Raw genomic sequence first — 17,559 nt, forward strand, 5'->3', positions numbered from 1 at the left:
CTCTCCCTTTCGCCGCTGTCCCCTCGAAAGCAAGCTTTCTTGGTTCTCGCTCGACTTGCATGCCTAATCCATGCCGCCAACGTTCATTCTGAGCCAGGATCAAACCCTTCAATTAATATTTGCTTAAGCCCAGTGACCGAAGCCACCAAAGCATGTGAGCAAGTTAAAAATCTATGTGTTTGAACTAGCTACTAGTTTAAAAAGAAATTGAACTAGCTTGAGTCCAAATTTGTGATCGCCTCTTCAGGAATGCAAGCATTCTCAAAGAAGCACAACCACCATTGTTCTCAAACAGAGGTCACTACCAAATTGTCAAAGATCAAAAGCTTTCGCTTCTCCCTGTCGGCGTCAGTCGCTTCAGGTGAGACGGTATATCCTACTGCTTCTTGGTTTGGCGTCAAAGGGGCTGACGGGGTTTTTGTTTAGAAAAGATGAAATCAAGTTGTAAGATGCTGTGCTAAAACACATTACGGCGATGCAAATTCCTGTGGAACGTTCCCCTTTTCACTGCGGAAGGAGCTAGTGACCCTGTAAAGAGCGGCTCCGATCTAGTATTTTACGAGTGTCGGAGCACGTGTTTCGCTGAAGCGTAGAATTGATTGCCAGGTAAGTAAGGGCATAGGTGTCATGATGTGTCGTGGAGTTCGCGGGGCGACTACGGTTACTCACAACGATCGAGACGAGATCCTTGAAGCGACTCGACAGCTATTGGCCCTGATGATTCGACAGAATGGAATCGATCCGAAGGATGTAGCCAGCGCCATCTTTACGGTGACCAGCGATCTCGATGCTGAGTTTCCGGCTCTGGCGGCACGGCAGATTGGATGGATGGATGTTCCCCTGATCTGCACTCATGAAATTAGTGTTCCCGGCTCTTTACCATTATGTGTCCGGATTCTCTTGCACTGGAACACGGAAAAAGCTCAAGACGCAATCCATCATGTCTACGTGCGAGATGCCGTCCGACTGCGACCGGATTTGTGTCAGGTTCCCGAGATCGACTGGAAGGAACTTGAGCATTGGATTGAGAAGCAGATGGCAGGCATGAAGTAGGTTGTTGCTGTAACACCTTTTATGGAAAGGTGTTACAGCGATTCCGGGTCTCTGTTGCTAGTTTTGGATAGCTGCTGGATCCCGTGTTGCTTACGGCTCTCTCGATAACTCACACCCGCTCTGTTTGGGGTAAATGCTCGCTGTGCGGGCATTTTTTTTGGCTGACTCTCAATGCTTGGGGTGGAAAAAACCCTGTATTATCGCGGATAAACGCAGCAATTGTCTATGGTCTTCATGGGAAGTTAACGATACTATTGCTAACACCTCATCCTTAGTCGATTGACACGGCAGTTGCCCCACTGCCGGACATCCATATTTCACTCCAAAGTGGTGCAGGCAGGCACTAGGAAAGGAGGCTCGTATGCAGGATGTGATCGCGGGTTACTTCATTGTTGGTGTTATCAGCCTTGGCGGCTTCTTTGCCACAAGAGCCTGGACCAAGGGCTGGTCGGTATTCGCTCTGAATCAATTCGCGGTCGTTGTGGTTGCTGCCGTTGGGCTCTATACGGCATTCGTTTGGGAAAGTCTCTTCCTGACAGAGCTGTTGCCGTTCTCGAACTTGATCATTCTTAGTAACGCTTATCCATTGGCAGCGATGGTACTTGCAGCGATCGCATCCAACCGATTACGTGATCAGGGGTGGCGACGAGTCATTCCCATGAGCGGTCTGCTTGGAGCTGGTGTCTGGTCGTTGATCTATCCCTTAATGGGACAGGCACCAGAGTGTGATATGAACTGGGATTCCCAGGGTATTTGCTACCAGACGACGAACCAGACATGCACTGCAGCTTGTGCGGCCACGCTTCTGAACTACTACGACATTCCTACAACCGAAGAGGAGATGGCCGAGTTGTGTTTGACTCGGCAGGGAACGTCTTGGAAAGGGTTCTACCGAGGATTAAAGCTTAAAACGAAGGATACACACTACCGGGTGCGGATGGACTATCTCACCGCCGATGAACTGGCAGCCTCGCGCAGGCCGGTTGTACTGCGTGTTGGAAAGCAAGCCTGGTTTGGGGGTGGCAATGCCGCAGGTCTGCCAGACGGGTGGAAAGTGGGTGAGATTCACTCGGTTGTCTGTCTGGGGCAAATTCAAGGCTACTATGTCATTGCCGACCCTAACCCGGACATTGGCATCGAGTTCTGGAGCAAGGAAGAACTGCTAAAAGTCTGGGATGGCCATAGCGCTCGGCTTGAACGTGACTACGAAGGGCCACCGTTCAAAGACACGCGAAGTGGACTCGACAATATCCGAGTGCTTGCCAGGCGTTAAGTTTTCGCGGAGCAGCGAATCGATTGCGATTCGGTAATGAGATGGTCGACAGGCCGGTCGTGGGCATCGGCCGGGATCTCCGGGAAAATCTGGCAATCGAACGCCAGGCCAATCTTCAGGCAATCGCTTCGCAAGTTCGTCAGCAACCTATCGAAATAACCTTTGCCATAGCCGATCCGGTTGCCGTGCCGGTCGAACGCAACGCCAGGCACTACGATCGTATCTAGCATCTCGGGGGCAACGGTTTGCTCCGCTCGCAGCGTTGCGATTGGTTCCAGTATTCCAAATGCGCCCCGCTCAAGCTGCTGGGGATCGGTGAGTAGGAAGAGGCCCAGTTCCTGGTTTGTCAGGCAATAGGGAACCACGACCTGGTGGCCGTTGGCTAACACTTCTTCCAGGATGCGCGTCGTTTTGACTTCGTCGCGCACGCTCACATAGACTAGCCAGTAAGAGTCTTCTTGAATCGGGAATTCGGCAATAAGTCGGCTGCAAATGACTTCGCTTCGCCTTCCAGCATCACCTAGTTGCTGACGTCGTGCGATTGCCTGGCGGCGAATATCGTTCTTGTCTAGTGAGTTCATGTATGCCGTCAATTGTGTCAGCTAACCGAACAAGGCCATCGTCAGGGGTATGCCAGTGAACCAAGAATAGAGGCTTGCCACTGTTCGGGTAAGTGCGGACAGCAAGGACAAGATCGAAAGTCCAAACCCTATCCAACGAGCCTTGGAGCGTCGATGGGATAGCAGATAGACATTTGATATGACTGCGACAGCTGCGAGTAGCACACCAAGAATTGAGTAGTAGCAGGCAAGGTTCGCCAGCAAGGCGACGATAGAGCCGCCGATACTGGCGTAATCTACCGGAAGAGATTCGAAGAACCTTCTCATAGCCGGGACTGCCGCGAGTGGCGGAGTTGCAGTAGCCGCCGGTTCTGCTTCCACGCATTCTTCAGCAATGATTGCCGTAATGGGTTCGTCTTCTGCTTCATCCGGCGCGAGATAGATTGCAAGGACAGGAGCCCTGCGAATGGGCGGAACTTGCAGTAGAACCGTCTGACTGGAACTCGCCCCGTCAACTGCGGACGCTCTAACCGTTTCGCTGCGAATGAATGGCGTGCCACACTTCCAGCAGCGATTGACTGCCCCCATGAGCTCTTCACCGCAATTACTGCATATGACACTCATGGATGGGACCTAAGTTGAGGGGGGGTTCGAGTTAGGTGGTCGTGAACAGCATATAGATTCGCGCACAACGGCAATCTTGTGAAGTCACGTCAAACGGACTACTCTAAAAAGTTTACCGCGAATAGCCAAATATTCTCCTATTCATTGCCATCCTCCTGAAAAAAGCCGCAAATCGGCCTTTCCATCGTCAAGTGTTTTCAGGGGATCCCATTCGTATCGTGAGAAGCATGTTGAACTTGAAAAGCTTGAACATTCTGTCCTGTTCTTTGTTGGTCCTGGTATTGATTGGTATGGGCGGCTTGCCGCTGCTGGCCGAAGTACCGGAGCCAGAAGTTCCTCAACTCGCTCCGGCCTCAGATGAAGGTGAAAAGGCGATCTCTGGGTACAAAGTTCCTGAAGGGTTCACGATGAGCCTTTTTGCGGCCGAACCGATGACTGCGAATCCCGTGGCATTTTGTCTCGATGATTTCGGTCGCGTCTATGTGGCGGAAACCTATCGGCAGGGTCAGGGGGTCGAGGACAACCGGAATCACAACTATTGGCTGGTCGACGATCTCTCCGCGCAATCGGTGGCCGATCGTCGCGCCTACATTCTGAAGCATCATCCTGAAGCGGCTCAGAAATATACCCAGCACGACGATCGCATTCGCATGTTGGTGGATACTGACGGCGACGGCAAAGCAGACAATGACACGGTCTTTTCGGCCGGCTACAACGACGTGGTGGAAGGAACCGGGGCTGGTGTGTTGGCGCTCAACGGCAGTGTTTACTACACCAACATTCCGCATGTGTGGAAGCTGGAAGACGTTGATGGAGATGGTGTTGCAGACGAAAAGAAGTCCCTTAGTGAAGGGTACGGCGTTCGCTTTGCGTTTCGCGGTCACGACTTGCACGGCCTGACTTTGGGCCCCGACGGCAAGATCTATTTCAGTATTGGTGACCGTGGGTACAACATCGAAGTCAATGGAGCGAAGCTCAAAGATCCAGGCTCGGGTGCCGTGTTCCGCTGTAATCCTGATGGATCGAACCTGGAGGTCTTCTGCACGGGGCTACGCAATCCTCAGGAACTTGCATTCGATGATTTCGGCAACCTGTTTACTTGCGACAACAACTCGGACAGTGGTGACCAGGCCCGATGGATTTATCTGGTTAAGGATGGGCACACGGGCTGGAACATGGCTTACCAGTATCTCAGTGATCGCGGACCGTGGAACCGAGAGAAACTGTGGCATCCACACCACGAGGGACAAGCCGCTTATATCGTTCCGCCGATCGTCAACATTTCGGACGGACCGAGCGGGCTGGTCTATTACCCCGGTACCGGTTTTGGCAAGCAGTACGATGGCACGTTCTTTCTCTGTGACTTCCGTGGTGGTCCGGCGAATAGCGGTATCCGAACATTCCGCATGGAAGCCAAGGGTGCTGGTTATGGCCTGGTTGACTCCGCGGAGTTCCTCTGGAAATGTCTGGTGACCGACGTCGATTTCGGCCCTGATGGTGCCATGTATGTTAGCGACTGGGTCGATGGATGGACCGGGTTGAATAAGGGACGTATCTATCGCCTGACCAAAGACAATCCGGAAGACGCAAAGCTGATCGCCGAAGTGAAAGAGCTCTTGCCGAGTGACTTCACGGCCAAGTCGGATGACGAACTGAAGCAACTGCTGGGCCATGCCGATCGCCGCGTGCGGATGAAAGCACAGTTCGCACTAGCCGCTGGCGGCAAGCTTGATGTACTGAAGGCGGTCGCTGCTGATAGTGATCAATCGCAGTTTGCCCGTCTACATGCCATTTGGGGCATCGGACAAATTGCGGAAGGGGAAGCTAAGATCTCCGATCGCGTGAAATCGGTGGAACTGCTCTCGACGCAATTGGTGAAAGACAAAGACCCTGAAGTCCGGGCACAAGTTGGCCGAGTCCTGGGAGAGCTACGCGTGATCTATGGGCTTCCAGAATTACTGGAAGATGAGAACCCACGAGTTCAATACTTCGCCATGATCGGACTGGGCAATGCCGGACCGCATGGTGATCCGAATCAGGTAATCGATCGTGTCGCCGCGATTTTGGCTAAGAATGCGGATCAAGATCCAGTTTTGCGTCATGGCGGTATTATGGCGATGGCTGGCATGCGAAGTCTTCAGTCACTGGCTGATTTGGCCAATCATCCATCTCCCAGTGTTCGTATCGCAGCCGTGGTCGCTTTGCGGAGACTTGAGAGTCCGACCGTCGTGCGTTTCTTGACCGATGGGAATGAATTAGTCGTTCTGGAAGCGGTACGTGCGATTCACGATCTGCCGATGGAAGCCGCATTGCCACAGGCCGCTCGGTTGATTGATTCAGGCTGGAAGAACGATGCCCTGCTTCGCCGTGTGCTCAATGCGAACTTCCGCCTGGGTGACCAGGAGAACGCCGAAGCACTGGCTCGCTTCGCCGCTAGAAGTGACATGCCAGAGGCGATGCGATTGGAAGCGTTATCGATGCTGGAAGCCTGGGATAAGCCAGGTCAGCTAGATCGTGTGATCAACTTCTATCGCCCGCTGGAAGAACGGGACAATGCAGTTGCCAAAGAGGCTCTGGCCGGGGCTTTACCAAAACTATTGACCACTGACGAGGCGGTTCGCAACAAGGCGGCCAAGCTGGCTGCTTCATTCGGAATTAAAGAGGTTGCACCGGTGCTGATTGGTTTGGCCACCGATTCCAAGCAATCTGCCGAAACGAGAGCCGATGCGATCGCTGCGTTGGTCAGTGTCGATGCCGACAAGGCCATGCCGATTGTGCAAGAAGCCCTGAAGTCGGATCAGCCATTGGTCCGTGCCGTAGCACGCGATCAAGTGGCGAAGCTTACTCCGGATGCCGCGGCCAAGACGCTGGCGGAGGGAATTGCTTCGGATTCGACGATCGAACGTCAAAAGGCTTTGGCAACCTTGGGCAGCTTGAAGCCCGACGGTGCCGGGGAAATTGTTTCGGCCACGATGGATAGCCTGCTAGCCGGTAAGGTGCCTGAGGACACACGCCTGGATGTGATCGAAGCGGCAACTGCATTCAAAGACTCGGCAGAGGTTTCGTCGCTGCTCGAGAAGTACCGCTTGTCGCTGGATCCTGCTGATCCGCTGGCCGAATACCGTGTGGCACTTGCTGGTGGTGACTTCGAGCGAGGTCGCAAGATCTTCTTCGAGAAGACGGAAACGTCTTGCGTTCGCTGTCACCGTGCGATGGGAACCGGCGGCCGGGTTGGTCCGGAGTTGGATGCTTTGGGGCAGACGAAGACGCGTGAGTACCTCCTTGAAGCGGTCGTTCAGCCGAATGCCAAGATTGCCGAAGGTTTTGAGTCGATCCTGGTTCTGACGGTCGATGGTCAAACTTACTCAGGCGTTCTGAAAGAAGAAACGGACGAGGCCGTCAACCTGGTCGATGCCGACGGAAAGTTGATTACGATTCCTCAAGATGATATCGAGGGACGCAAGAGTGCCAAGAGTCCGATGCCTGAAGATATCTTCAAGCATCTGTCGAAGTCCGAACTGCGTGACCTGGTCGAGTTCCTGGCAAATCTCAAGAAGTCGGGGACAGCAGGTCACGAGTAATCATTTCGTACTGTTCTCGAAGAACTTCCACAGCTCGGCAGTGGCGTCGAGCTTGCTGGTGATGGGGCCAATCAAGCGAGGTGGTAGGTTGCGGCTGGCACCTGGCCATTGATGTCCGTGCCCTTTGAGATAAAGGACCGTTAGCTCAGGCCCTCGGTTTCGGGAAGGGTAGCGAACCTTTTTGATTTCTTCGTCATCCAAGATGGTCGTTGGATCCGTCTCGCAGTGAATCGCCTGGGCCCATTTCTTCATGAGATCGACAACTGGGGGTGTCGTACGCGTGCCCCAGGGAAGTGATGATTCTCCGCCATCCAGTGGTAGCACAGGATCTGCCGTTCCGAAGATGAAGAGTGTTGGTAGCGGTTTGGTTGGTTTCGGATCTTCCACGGCGACCATGCCGGCAACCGTACCGATGGCAGCGAGGCGATCGGCCATCTCGGCACCTAGGCGAAATGTCATGCCGCCCCCGTTGCTGTGCCCGGTGGCGAAGACGCGGCTCTTGTCGAAAGGAACCTTTTTCATAAGGTCGTCTAGCAGGGTGCTTATGAATGCCACGTCGTCGATCTTGGACCTCGGTGAGCCTTCGCGAAGTTGGCCGGAGTTCCATAGCTGTGGATTGGCTAGAAAGTTGCTCGGTAGCCGTGGCCTGGCCGGCAGGCCGTTGGGTGCGATGACGACAAAACCCTTTTCGTCGGCCAGTTTTGCCCAGTTGTCGTGATCTAAGATCGACTCGGCATCACCCCCTGCTCCATGCATGGCAATAACCAAAGGAGGAGGCATTTGGTCGTTGTACCCCTTGGGGATGTGAACCAACGCCGTCCGCGTGTATCCGTCGGACTCAAGAGCGATTTCGTACTGACCTGGTGTGGGTGGAGACGGAATCTCGGCTGCTTGGAAGTTATTGCCATTCCAGAGCAGCCAGCCAATCACTCCAACCAGGCAAAGCAGCACGAGCCAGCGGCGATTACGAAACATGGCAACCTCGCAGGGAAAACAGGTATTACGGTACCAAGTATTACCTGCGAAATGGTCTGTCGGTTTCGCGTGACTTATGTTTCCAGGATGACGCCACCATCGACTCGAATGGCGGCACCGTTGGTAGCACTGGAAAGGGGAGAGCAGTAATAGGCCGTCGTGTTAGCAACCTCTTCGACTTCGGCAAATCGTTGAATGAGCGAAGTCGGCCGGGCACTTTTGAAGAAGTCCTTCTCGAATTCTTCTTTCGATTGGTTCGCTTCCTGGGCCAGTTCTCCCACGAACTGAGAAACTCCTTCCGAGGCTGTCGGCCCCGGCAGGATCGCGTTCACGGTAACATGAGTGCCTTTGGTGAGTCGAGCGATCCCGTTGACCAGAGAGATGTTCGCCGCCTTGGTCATGCCGTAGTGAATCATCTCGGAGGGAATCTGGACACCACTTTCACTGGAGACAAACAGAACTCGTCCCCAATTTCGGGCGAGCATGCCAGGTAGAACGCCGCGTGTCAAGCGTACGCCTGACATCACGTTTACCTGGTAGAACCGCTCCCAATCCTCGTCGGGAATCTCAGTGAAGTCTTTGGGTTCAAAGATTCCAGCGTTGTTCACCAGAATGTCAATTTGCCCCGCCTTATCGAGCAGTTCGCTGCATCCCTGGGCCGTGGATACGTCAGCGGCAATGCCCCGTGCGCCGTGCCCGATTGACTGGGCCGCGGCCTGGGTGGATTCTTCGCTGCGTCCATTCACGATGACGTTCGCTCCTTCTTGGGCGAGTACTTGAGCAATTGCGTAGCCAATTCCTTTGGTTGAACCGGTAACCAGAGCATTCTTGTTCTTCAGTTGAAGATCCATGAGATCAGCTTTCTCGCAAGTGGTTTTCAGAATCATACAAAGTCAGAGCACGCTCTCGTTAAGCGGTTGGCTAAACCGTCTTAGATGCGTGGCTCGCATCACGGTTACAAGTCACTTGCCCGAAACTCAAAGCGTTTCCACGTAGTTTAACGCAACGATGTACTGCTCATCGAAGATAATACGATGGTGCAAGTTTCGGGCCGGACTGGCAATCTCCTGCAGGGCATCGGCTAGTGTGACGTACCGATCGAAGACTCTTCGAGTTTGCCAGGCGAAGTAAACGCATGAACTGGCTGAGGGGCAGCTTCGCTGTGATGGTTCTCTTCGCTGAGGATGGAACCAGGAGCGAAGAACTCGATAAAGCTGACCTTGATGGAGTAACCGACTGGAACCAGGAAGAGCACCAGGACGGTCGCGAAGATTTCCCCAAATGCAATACTCGTCGCCATTGGGATCAGAAGCTGTGCTTGAAGTGAAGTCTCCATCAACAGTGGTGAGAGCCCTCCCACAGTTGTGATCGTGGTTAGAAGCACAGGACGGAATCGTCGTGTGCCCGCTTCCAGCAGTGCCTGCTTTAGCGGCATGCCGGCGTGCACGCGTTGATTGATGAAGTCTACCAGCACGATCGAGTCGTTCACGACGATCCCGGTGAGAGCCACCAGGCCGAACATGCTGAAGAATGTAAGGGGTATGCCCATCATCGCATGCCCGGCAATCGCACCGATGGCTCCAAAAGGAATGATGGCCAAAATCAAAAGGGGCTGAAAGTACGATTTGAATTCAAAGGCTAGCAGCATAAACATGGCGACCAACGCGACAATAAAGCCATTGAACAGGCTGCCCATCGACTCCTGACGCTGTTCATTTTGTCCTTCCCAAGAGACACTGATGCCAGGATATTCTTTCAGAAGCTTCGGGATAAAATCTGCTTTGATGCCGGCAACGATCTCGACTTCGTTGCCGTGCTCGGGATCGACGTCTGCAGTGATTTTGATCGAACGCTTTTGCTTGACGCGATTAATCTCGGAGTAGCCACGGACGATGTCGACTTCCGCGAGTTCCGTGATGGGACGCTCGATGCCGTCGTTCAGGCGGATGCGAATGTCGTTGAACGACGCCAGGCGATGGCGATCTTCGTGCGGGTATCGCACCATGATTTTGACTTCATGGCGTCCTCGCTGCACGCGCATCACTTCCTGTCCGTAAAACGCGGCCCGGACGGTTTCGGCAAGGTCGGCGGTGCGTACGCCTAAAGCCTGAGCGTCTGGCTTGATACGGAAACGATATTCCCATTTGCCTGGGATCGAGTCATCGGCGATATCGATCAGGCCGGAGTAGGTTTCCATGTGGGCCTTGGTCTTTTCGATCGCTTCCTCCAGTTGATCCATATGATTGCCATCGGCCAGCAGGCGGAATTCAATCGGTGTCGCGCCAGGGCCCATCGCTTGCGAGGCAATCGTTAATGACTCGGCACCAGGTATTGGTCCCAATTCTTCTCGCCACGCCGCTACGATATCCATGCTGCTGATTTCACGCTGCTCGGTATCTTGCAGTTCGATCTCGACACTTCCGACATGGCTGCCGCTGGCCTCGCTGGCATTGGCCCCAGGAGGGCCACCATTGGAAACTTGCGAGCCGACCGTGCGAAATGATACCTGCCCCAGGCTCTCCCCTTCTGGAGAAAGCCGCTCGTTGATCGCCCAGAAGGCGTCTTCGATACGTTTAGTCCAATGCTGTGTGACACGCTCGGGCGTGCCGTCTGGGAACGTAACTTGCGCCTGGACCGTGTTGCCGTCGAGCTTCGGGAAAAACTCGATCGGTGTAATGCCGGAACGTACGATCGCAAAGGTAACCAGGATCGACGCCACGCCTGCCCCGCATACGATGATTCGGTTATGCAGAGCCCAGTACAGGCAGGGCTGATAAATGTTCTCGATGAACCATTCCAAAATCTTAGTGGTCGTATCGCTGGCCCAGTGAACGATCGGAAGCATCCACGCGAAGATAAAAAGCGCCCAGCCCAAGAACTTCATGAAGCCGTCGTTCTTGTGAGCCAGGTGGCATGGCAAGATCGTTAAGCACTCAAACAGCGAGGCAATCAAGATTGCGATAATCGCCATCGGCATCACGGCCATGAACTTGCCCATCACACCACTGACAAACAGCAACGGCATGAACGCCATGACCGTGGTGGCGGTCGAAGACGAAACAGAGCTCATCACTTCTGACGTGCCGTCAACAGCCGAATCCATAAGTGTCTTGCCCATGAGTCGATGGGAGTAAATGTTTTCTCCCACGACAATCGCGTCGTCCACGACAATACCCAAGGCCATCAGGAAGCCGAACATGGAGATCATGTTCATCGTTTCCCCTACGGCGAACAGATAGATGCCTGCGGCAAAGAGGGAGAACGGAATCCCCATGGAAACCCAGATAGCCAACTCGAGATCGAGGAACAGGATCAAAAGCACGAAGACGATAATCAAGCCATAGATCGCGTTCTCGATCAGCAAGTTCAATCGGCCGCGGACTTCGACCGACTGGTCGCTCCACGTCAGCATTTCGTAGCCGCTAGGCAGTTCTTTCTCGGCAACATACTTTTTGACTGCGTCGACCATCTTCAACAGGTCTTCGTCAGAGCTACGCGAGATGGTCAAGGCCATCGCTGGCTTGCCTTGGATATAAGCGCGAGAGGTCGTGTCGGCTAGTTCATCACGGACCGTTCCTAAATCGGAAATTTTCAGGACGGCACCATCCAGCTGGGTAATCACCGGAAGCTTGGCGATGGCGTCCCCAGTCGTGCGGCGATTGTTGCCCCGAAGTAAAACTTCCTGCGACTCGCCGCGAATGGTACCAGCTGGAAGTTCGCGGTTTTCTCGGCGGATGATCTCGGCCACGCTGTCCAGAGTCAGGCCATGCGATCGTAGAACCGATTCGTCGATCTCGACATCGATCTGGTATTCTCGGTTGTTGATGAAGTCGACTTGAGAGACACCGTCCAACTGAAGTAATTCATCGCGAACCCTTTCGGCGACCGCACGCAATTGCAGTTGGGCTTCTTCTGAGTCGAACTCAGGGCCAATCACACCTACACGAATGGCCGGACGCCGCGTGGTAACGCGGCGCACTTCGGCGTCTTCGGCTTCTTCCGGAAAGCTCGGAATACGATCGATCTCCGAGCGGACTTCGTCGAGGACGCGATCAGGGTTCAAGACCGAAGAATGCAATTCGATAACGACGCTGCCCACCCCTTCGGCGGCAACGGAAGTGACTTTCTTGATGCCATCAAGAGAACGCACCGCTTCTTCGATCTTCTGGCAAACCCCTTCTTCGACTTCCTGAGGCGCAGCTCCTGGGTAGGGGACCTGAACGAGGATGATGTCGAGGTCGAAATCGGGGAAGGTCTCGCGATGCATCCGAGAAAGGGACACGAAGCCAACCAGGATCGCGGCGACCATCAAGATATTCATGGCGGGCGTATTGGAAATCGCCCAGCGAACGAGTGATTTCATGGCTACTGAACCACCTCGACTTTCGCGCCATCGAACGGGGCCGACAGGGGCGAAACAACAACTTGTTCCCCAGGCTGTATCTTCCCTTCGCCGGCATACACCAACGCGTCGTCATCGCTGCTTACGGCAACCGAGATTTCTCGTCTTTGCAGCTTTCCGTCTTTGACCACCCACAGCCGATTGCCTGGGTAGACTGCTGGAACAGGAACCGAGACCAGCGGGCTTCGTGGATTAACGTGCACATCGACGTGAACGTACATCCCCACCATAAGTGTCGGGACCTCGGCTAACGTGTCGACATCGCCGTCGTCGGTCACTCGTTGAACGTGAAGTGGGTTCTCGACTTGAACGCGACACGGAATCATGCGGGTTTGTTGGTCGATCTGACCGCCATCGTAGCGGGTCAGCTTTCCGTCCCACAGATAGGTTTCATTGCCAATCCGATAACTCACGGTAACGGGCGTTTCCGGCAACTCGTAGGCCCCCCGCTTTTTTGCTTCGGTGGAGCCTGTCGATGACTCCCATAGCCACTTCATCTGATGGGCTTGCAGGCTGCATTTAATTTCGAGCTTCGAGGTGTCGCGGATCGAACAGATGACCGTCCCTTTTTGCAGATAGCTGTCTTGCTCGACATTGTCCTCGACAACTACTCCATCGATGGGCGAAGCGATTGTCGTACGACTGAGTTGCAATTGGGCCGCCGAGATTTCTGCTTTTGTGCGATCGCGTACGTTTTCCAGTCGCGTCTTGGTCGCTTTAAGCAGAGCGAATTGATCACGCTGAGATTGCAGGGTAGTTTTCGCCGTTAGCTCTGCTCGCAGGGCGTCATCCAGACTCGATTCGGTGGTGGCGTTGCGGCTAACGAGACTGCGGATTCGGTCGGTCGATCGTGTTTGAATTACGAGGTTCTCCGAAGCCAGTTCGATCTGTCCTTCGGCCGCGGCAATTTGAACATCCATCTCGGCGATGTTGTCTTCGGCCTGTTCCAGGTCCTCTTGCAGGCGTTCCAATTCCAAGTCATAGTCGCGACGGTCAATCAAAACGATCGGTTCCTTCGCAGAGACTGTCCGGCCGATGCGCAGCTTGTCCGATTTTTCGATGACCCGGCCAGCAACTTCCGCAGCCAGTTGAATTTCGCGATAGGGAACAACAACTCCGTCCACTTGGAAAGTAATTCCCGAGTCGTGTGGTTGAACCGTTTGAGTCTCGACGAGACGGATGTCCTCCGGCGGCGGCTGATCCGACTCTGTTTTCGCTTTCCCCAAGAAAATAACAGTCGCAATACCCCCTCCCACCAAACAGAGGGAGATGAGTGATTTCAGGACGAGTTTTAAAATGCCGGTAAACTTCGACATATTTCGTTCTCAAGTGCGAGGACGGAAGAGTTGCCAAATTGTTTAGCTACGTTAGTATTAAACACGTGTTTAATTCGATGGTATCGCCGCCTTCTTAAAAAAACAATCGTAACACCCGAAAATTCATGAGTTCGTCACCGCCGGATGCCAAACAGCGCCTGTTGGAAGCAGCCATTCAGGAATTTGCCCTGCATGGCTACGACCACGGTACGGTTCGCCGTATCTGCGGTAAGGCAGACGTGAACGTGAACGCCGTGAAGTATTACTTCGAGGATAAGAAGGGGTTGTACATCGAAGCGGTGAAGGAAGCGCACCGGGCCAGGCATCGATCGATGGCCCCCAGCGGCTTTATTCCCCCGGGGGATAGCCCCGAAATTGCCCCAGAAATCCGGCTGCAGGGGTTCATTCGCCAAATGGTCGCCATGGCCATGTCCGCCCAGGACCGCATTGATCACAAGCACTTGCTGATCTTTCGTGAAATGGCCGACCCTTCCGAGGCGACCCAGGACATCGTTCACGAATTTATTCGTCCTCACTTCGAGCGATTGAACGACATCTTGAAGCAACTTCTGCCTGAGGAAACGCCGGAAGGGGATCGCCATATGTTCGCTTTCAGCGTTGTGGGGCAGTGTATGCATTACAAAATGGCTGGACCGATCATCAATATGCTCGTCTCTCCGCAGGAACTTCAGGCCTTAACGGCCGATCGCGTGGCCGAGCACATCTATCAGGTTATTACCGCCGCGATCCAACAAAGAAAACAAGCAGATTCCGCTTGATTTTAAGCCGACGATGCTTCACGCTGCTGGCAGTTGCCTATCTCTTCTTCGCTCGGGAGTTCAAGCATGCGACGACTTGTCAGCGTTGGAATCCTCTTCATGATGTCCATTTCCGCCCTGGCCGATGATTGGCCGCAGTGGCGTGGCCCGAACCGCGACGGTGTTTGGCGTGAACGAGGTATCTTGCGGGAATTTCCCGAGGAAGGTCTACAGCCCGAGTGGACCGTGCCGATCGGGGCCGGCTATAGCGGACCTGTCGTTGCCGATGGTTATGTCTACGTAACCGATCGTATTGTCGAGCCAGAGCAGAAGGAACGTGTGCACTGTGTCGATCTGGCTAACGGTAAAAAGCTGTGGAGCTTCGAGTATCCGTGTCCCTATGCCAACATTGGGTATACGGCAGGACCGCGGGCCTGTCCCCTGGTCGACGACTCGAATCTTTACACCTTAGGCTCGATGGGACATCTGCACTGTCTGGATGCCATCACAGGGGACAAGATCTGGTCTCGCGATCTGCAAAAGGACTACAAGATTCGGATGCCAAACTGGGGTATCGCCGCGGCACCACTCATTTGGCGTGATCTGTTGATACTGCAAATTGGTGGGTCTGAAGGTGCCTGTGTTATTGCACTGGATAAAGAAAGCGGCGAAGAAGAGTGGCGGGCACTCAACGATCGTGCGTGCTATGCGTCCCCCATCATGATCGAGCAAGCAGGCCGCCCGACCGTGCTCGTTTGGACAGGCGATAGTGTCGCCGCGCTCGATCCGAAGGATGGGGACGTTCGTTGGCGATATCCTTGGGCCCCGAAGAACATGCCGATCGGTGTCGCGACGCCGGTTGTTCAGGGAGACCGCGTGTTTCTTACATCATTTTACGATGGGGCGTTAATGCTTCGGATTAAGCCTGACGAGTTTGGCTATGAAGTCCTTTGGCATCGCGTTGGCCGCTCGGAAAACGACACCGATGGGCTGCATTCCATCATCAGTACCCCTGTCTTTGAGGGAGACTACATCTACGGTGTGGATAGCTACGGCCAGTTTCGCTGCCTGGATGCTTCCAACGGCGATCGCGTGTGGGAAGATCAAACGGCCGTTCCAAAAGCACGCTGGAGCACGATCCACTTTGTGAAACATGGAGACCGATACTTCATGTTCAACGAGCGGGGGGAACTGATTATCGCTCGGCTGTCTCCCGACGGTTTCGAAGAAATCGATCGAACAAAGATCCTCAGTCCAACCCGCGATCAGCTCTCGCGCCGCGACGGTGTGTGCTGGTCGCATCCCGCCTTTGCCGAAAAGTGCGTGATTGCTCGCAGCGACGATCAGTTAGTTTGTATAAGTCTCGAGGACTAATTTCGGCTACCAGGATCGCGCGTCATTGACCGCTTGTTCCAGGATCGCAACGACCGTGTTCGGATCGTATGGCTTCCGGACATAGAAGCGAGCGCCACTGCGACGAATCTGGCGTACCGTATCTTCGCAGCCGTTGGCGCTGAGGATGATGATTGGAATCTGGCTGGTTTGCTCCGCATCGGTCAACTGAGAGCAAACCTCAAGGCCGTTGGAGTCAGGCAGATTTACATCCAGAAGAATCGCCATCGGGCGTTCTTTAAGGGCAAGCCGGACGCATTCGTTTCCTCGGTGTGTAATGATCGGGTCGAAGCCACGCTTCTTGACAAAGTGAGCTAGAGCATCACAGATATCTGGCTCGTCATCGCAAATGAGAACTTCACCACGGACTTCAAAGTCGGTGAGTTCTTCCATTTGGGGAATGGCATCCGCAATCATTATCTTGGCCCTTGTTTGCGTTTCGCCGGTGCGTACAGTCCATCGTGCACCTAAGCATTCCCTATAGCGAGACGTTGTCAAAACGCAACGGTTGCGAAAAGACAACGTTTTTCACAGGGGCCAGCCGCATAACCGTTAAAGTCGAAGGGTCAGCGGTTTTTCCAGTCGATGTCATTCAGCTGGCACAGTGCCAGTTCCAAAGCATGCGTGCCCAGTCGACCGTGTCCTTGAGCCTTGACGGCCAGGTAAAGCTGTTCGCCCAAGGCCAGGCCAGGAAGTGCGATTCCCATTTTGCGAGCTTCGGACAAAGCGATGCCCATGTCCTTGATGAAGTGTTCGACAAAGAAGCCAGGATCGAAGTTGTTGTCGATAATGCGCGGTCCCAGATTGGTAAGCGACCAACTGCCGGCCGCACCTGACCCGACACTTTTCAGAACGGTTTCCAAATCGAGACCTGCCTTGTAGCCGTAAAGCAGCGCTTCGCAGACACCGATCATGCCGGTTGCGATCAGCGTTTGATTTACCATCTTGGTGTGCTGCCCTGCCCCAGGCCCTCCTTGGCGGACGATTGTCTTGCCCATCGCTTCCCAGCAAGGATTCAAGGCCGTAACGACTTCCTCTTCTCCGCCGATCATGATCGAAAGCCGCGCCTCTTTCGCCCCAATGTCACCACCGGAGACGGGTGCATCAACGCTGTAAACGCCTTGGGCTTTGGTGGTCTCAGCGATCTCGACGGCCAGGGTCGGTTCGCTGGTCGTCATATCGACGATGATGTTGCCTGGCTTGCTGCCGGCGAGAACGCCTTCTTCGCCAAGAATCACACTCCGCACATCCGCCGGAAAGCCAACGATCGTGAAGACGACGTCACTCGCCTCGGCAACTTGCTTAGGGGTGTCGGCCCACTGGGCTCCCTTGTTGAGAAGACCAGCAGCTTTGTCCTTGGTGCGATTGTAAACCGTTGCCGAGAAGCCCTTGTCGATCAGATGCCCACACATACTGGTACCCATAACGCCGGTGCCGATCCAGCCGATCTTGGTTTTACCGGGAACAATCTCGATGCTTGGCATGATACAGGCCTTACCTAAGGAGGGATTGGGCGAACTCGTTCGCAGTGCGAGGTGATGCTGTGCAACGCGAATTGTAACACAGTATGCCCAATCACTTTAGACCCGGGGCTCGGCGTATCAAGAGACCGCCCGGACGCAATG

12 protein-coding genes and 1 rRNA gene are annotated in these 17,559 nt (G+C 54.2%); 5 read left to right on the plus strand and 8 right to left on the minus strand.

Annotation, left to right across the window (positions count from 1 at the left end; all coding sequences use genetic code 11):
* Positions 1-115: ribosomal RNA gene (locus tag C5Y96_RS13825) — 16S ribosomal RNA — on the minus strand; the annotation flags it as partial.
* A gap of 512 nt (positions 116-627) precedes the next feature.
* On the opposite strand from C5Y96_RS13825, the gene aroH reads away from it, so the two are divergent.
* Positions 628-1,053: a chorismate mutase gene (gene aroH, locus C5Y96_RS13830; RefSeq protein WP_105354339.1), complete on the plus strand. Its 426-nt coding sequence runs from the start codon at positions 628-630 to the stop codon at positions 1,051-1,053.
* Positions 1,054-1,414: 361 nt separating this feature from the next.
* A complete protein-coding gene (locus C5Y96_RS13835; RefSeq protein WP_105354341.1) occupies positions 1,415-2,326 on the plus strand; it encodes a cysteine peptidase family C39 domain-containing protein in 912 nt (303 codons plus the stop codon).
* On the opposite strand, the gene C5Y96_RS13840 is transcribed toward C5Y96_RS13835, so the two are convergent.
* Positions 2,323-2,907, minus strand: a complete 585-nt coding sequence (locus C5Y96_RS13840; RefSeq protein ID WP_105354343.1) for a 5-formyltetrahydrofolate cyclo-ligase — start codon at positions 2,905-2,907, stop codon at positions 2,323-2,325. The genes C5Y96_RS13835 and C5Y96_RS13840 overlap by 4 nt on opposite strands.
* Positions 2,908-3,737: 830 nt before the next feature.
* Between C5Y96_RS13840 and C5Y96_RS13850 the strand changes: the two genes are divergently transcribed.
* Positions 3,738-7,091, plus strand: a complete 3,354-nt coding sequence (locus tag C5Y96_RS13850; RefSeq protein ID WP_233198960.1) for a PVC-type heme-binding CxxCH protein — start codon at positions 3,738-3,740, stop codon at positions 7,089-7,091.
* Here C5Y96_RS13850 and C5Y96_RS13855 read toward each other — a convergent pair whose 3' ends face one another.
* The 4 genes from C5Y96_RS13855 to C5Y96_RS13870 all read right to left on the minus strand — a co-directional run bounded on the left by C5Y96_RS13855 (position 7,092) and on the right by C5Y96_RS13870 (position 13,784).
* Positions 7,092-8,066: an alpha/beta hydrolase family esterase gene (locus C5Y96_RS13855; protein WP_105354347.1), complete on the minus strand. Its 975-nt coding sequence runs from the start codon at positions 8,064-8,066 to the stop codon at positions 7,092-7,094.
* A 74-nt stretch (positions 8,067-8,140) separates the two neighbouring features.
* Positions 8,141-8,917 carry an SDR family NAD(P)-dependent oxidoreductase gene (locus C5Y96_RS13860; protein ID WP_105354850.1) on the minus strand — a complete coding sequence of 259 codons (777 nt, stop codon included), beginning with the start codon at positions 8,915-8,917 and terminating at the stop codon, positions 8,141-8,143.
* A gap of 230 nt (positions 8,918-9,147) precedes the next feature.
* Positions 9,148-12,429 (minus strand): efflux RND transporter permease subunit, encoded by a 3,282-nt coding sequence (locus C5Y96_RS13865; RefSeq protein ID WP_105354349.1) that lies wholly within the window; start codon positions 12,427-12,429, stop codon positions 9,148-9,150.
* A 2-nt stretch (positions 12,430-12,431) separates the two neighbouring features.
* The gene (locus tag C5Y96_RS13870) at positions 12,432-13,784 is read right to left on the minus strand and encodes an efflux RND transporter periplasmic adaptor subunit (RefSeq protein WP_105354352.1); all 1,353 of its coding nucleotides are present in this window, start codon (positions 13,782-13,784) and stop codon (positions 12,432-12,434) included.
* A 125-nt stretch (positions 13,785-13,909) separates the two neighbouring features.
* On the opposite strand from C5Y96_RS13870, the gene C5Y96_RS13875 reads away from it, so the two are divergent.
* The gene (locus C5Y96_RS13875; RefSeq protein ID WP_105354354.1) at positions 13,910-14,563 is read left to right on the plus strand and encodes a CerR family C-terminal domain-containing protein; all 654 of its coding nucleotides are present in this window, start codon (positions 13,910-13,912) and stop codon (positions 14,561-14,563) included.
* A 99-nt stretch (positions 14,564-14,662) separates the two neighbouring features.
* Positions 14,663-15,916 (plus strand): PQQ-binding-like beta-propeller repeat protein, encoded by a 1,254-nt coding sequence (locus C5Y96_RS13880; protein WP_233198961.1) that lies wholly within the window; start codon positions 14,663-14,665, stop codon positions 15,914-15,916.
* A gap of 6 nt (positions 15,917-15,922) precedes the next feature.
* Here the strand turns inward: C5Y96_RS13880 and C5Y96_RS13885 are convergent, their stop codons facing one another.
* Together C5Y96_RS13885 and C5Y96_RS13890 are read right to left on the minus strand one after the other, a co-directional pair.
* A complete protein-coding gene (locus C5Y96_RS13885; RefSeq protein WP_105354358.1) occupies positions 15,923-16,351 on the minus strand; it encodes a response regulator in 429 nt (142 codons plus the stop codon).
* Positions 16,352-16,500: 149 nt separating this feature from the next.
* Complete coding sequence (locus C5Y96_RS13890; protein WP_105354360.1) at positions 16,501-17,418, minus strand: NAD(P)-dependent oxidoreductase; 918 nt, start codon at positions 17,416-17,418, stop codon at positions 16,501-16,503.
* Positions 17,419-17,559: the final 141 nt, after the last annotated feature.

This window comes from Blastopirellula marina (genome assembly GCF_002967715.1).
GTDB classification, from domain to species: Bacteria; Planctomycetota; Planctomycetia; order Pirellulales; family Pirellulaceae; genus Bremerella; species Bremerella marina_B.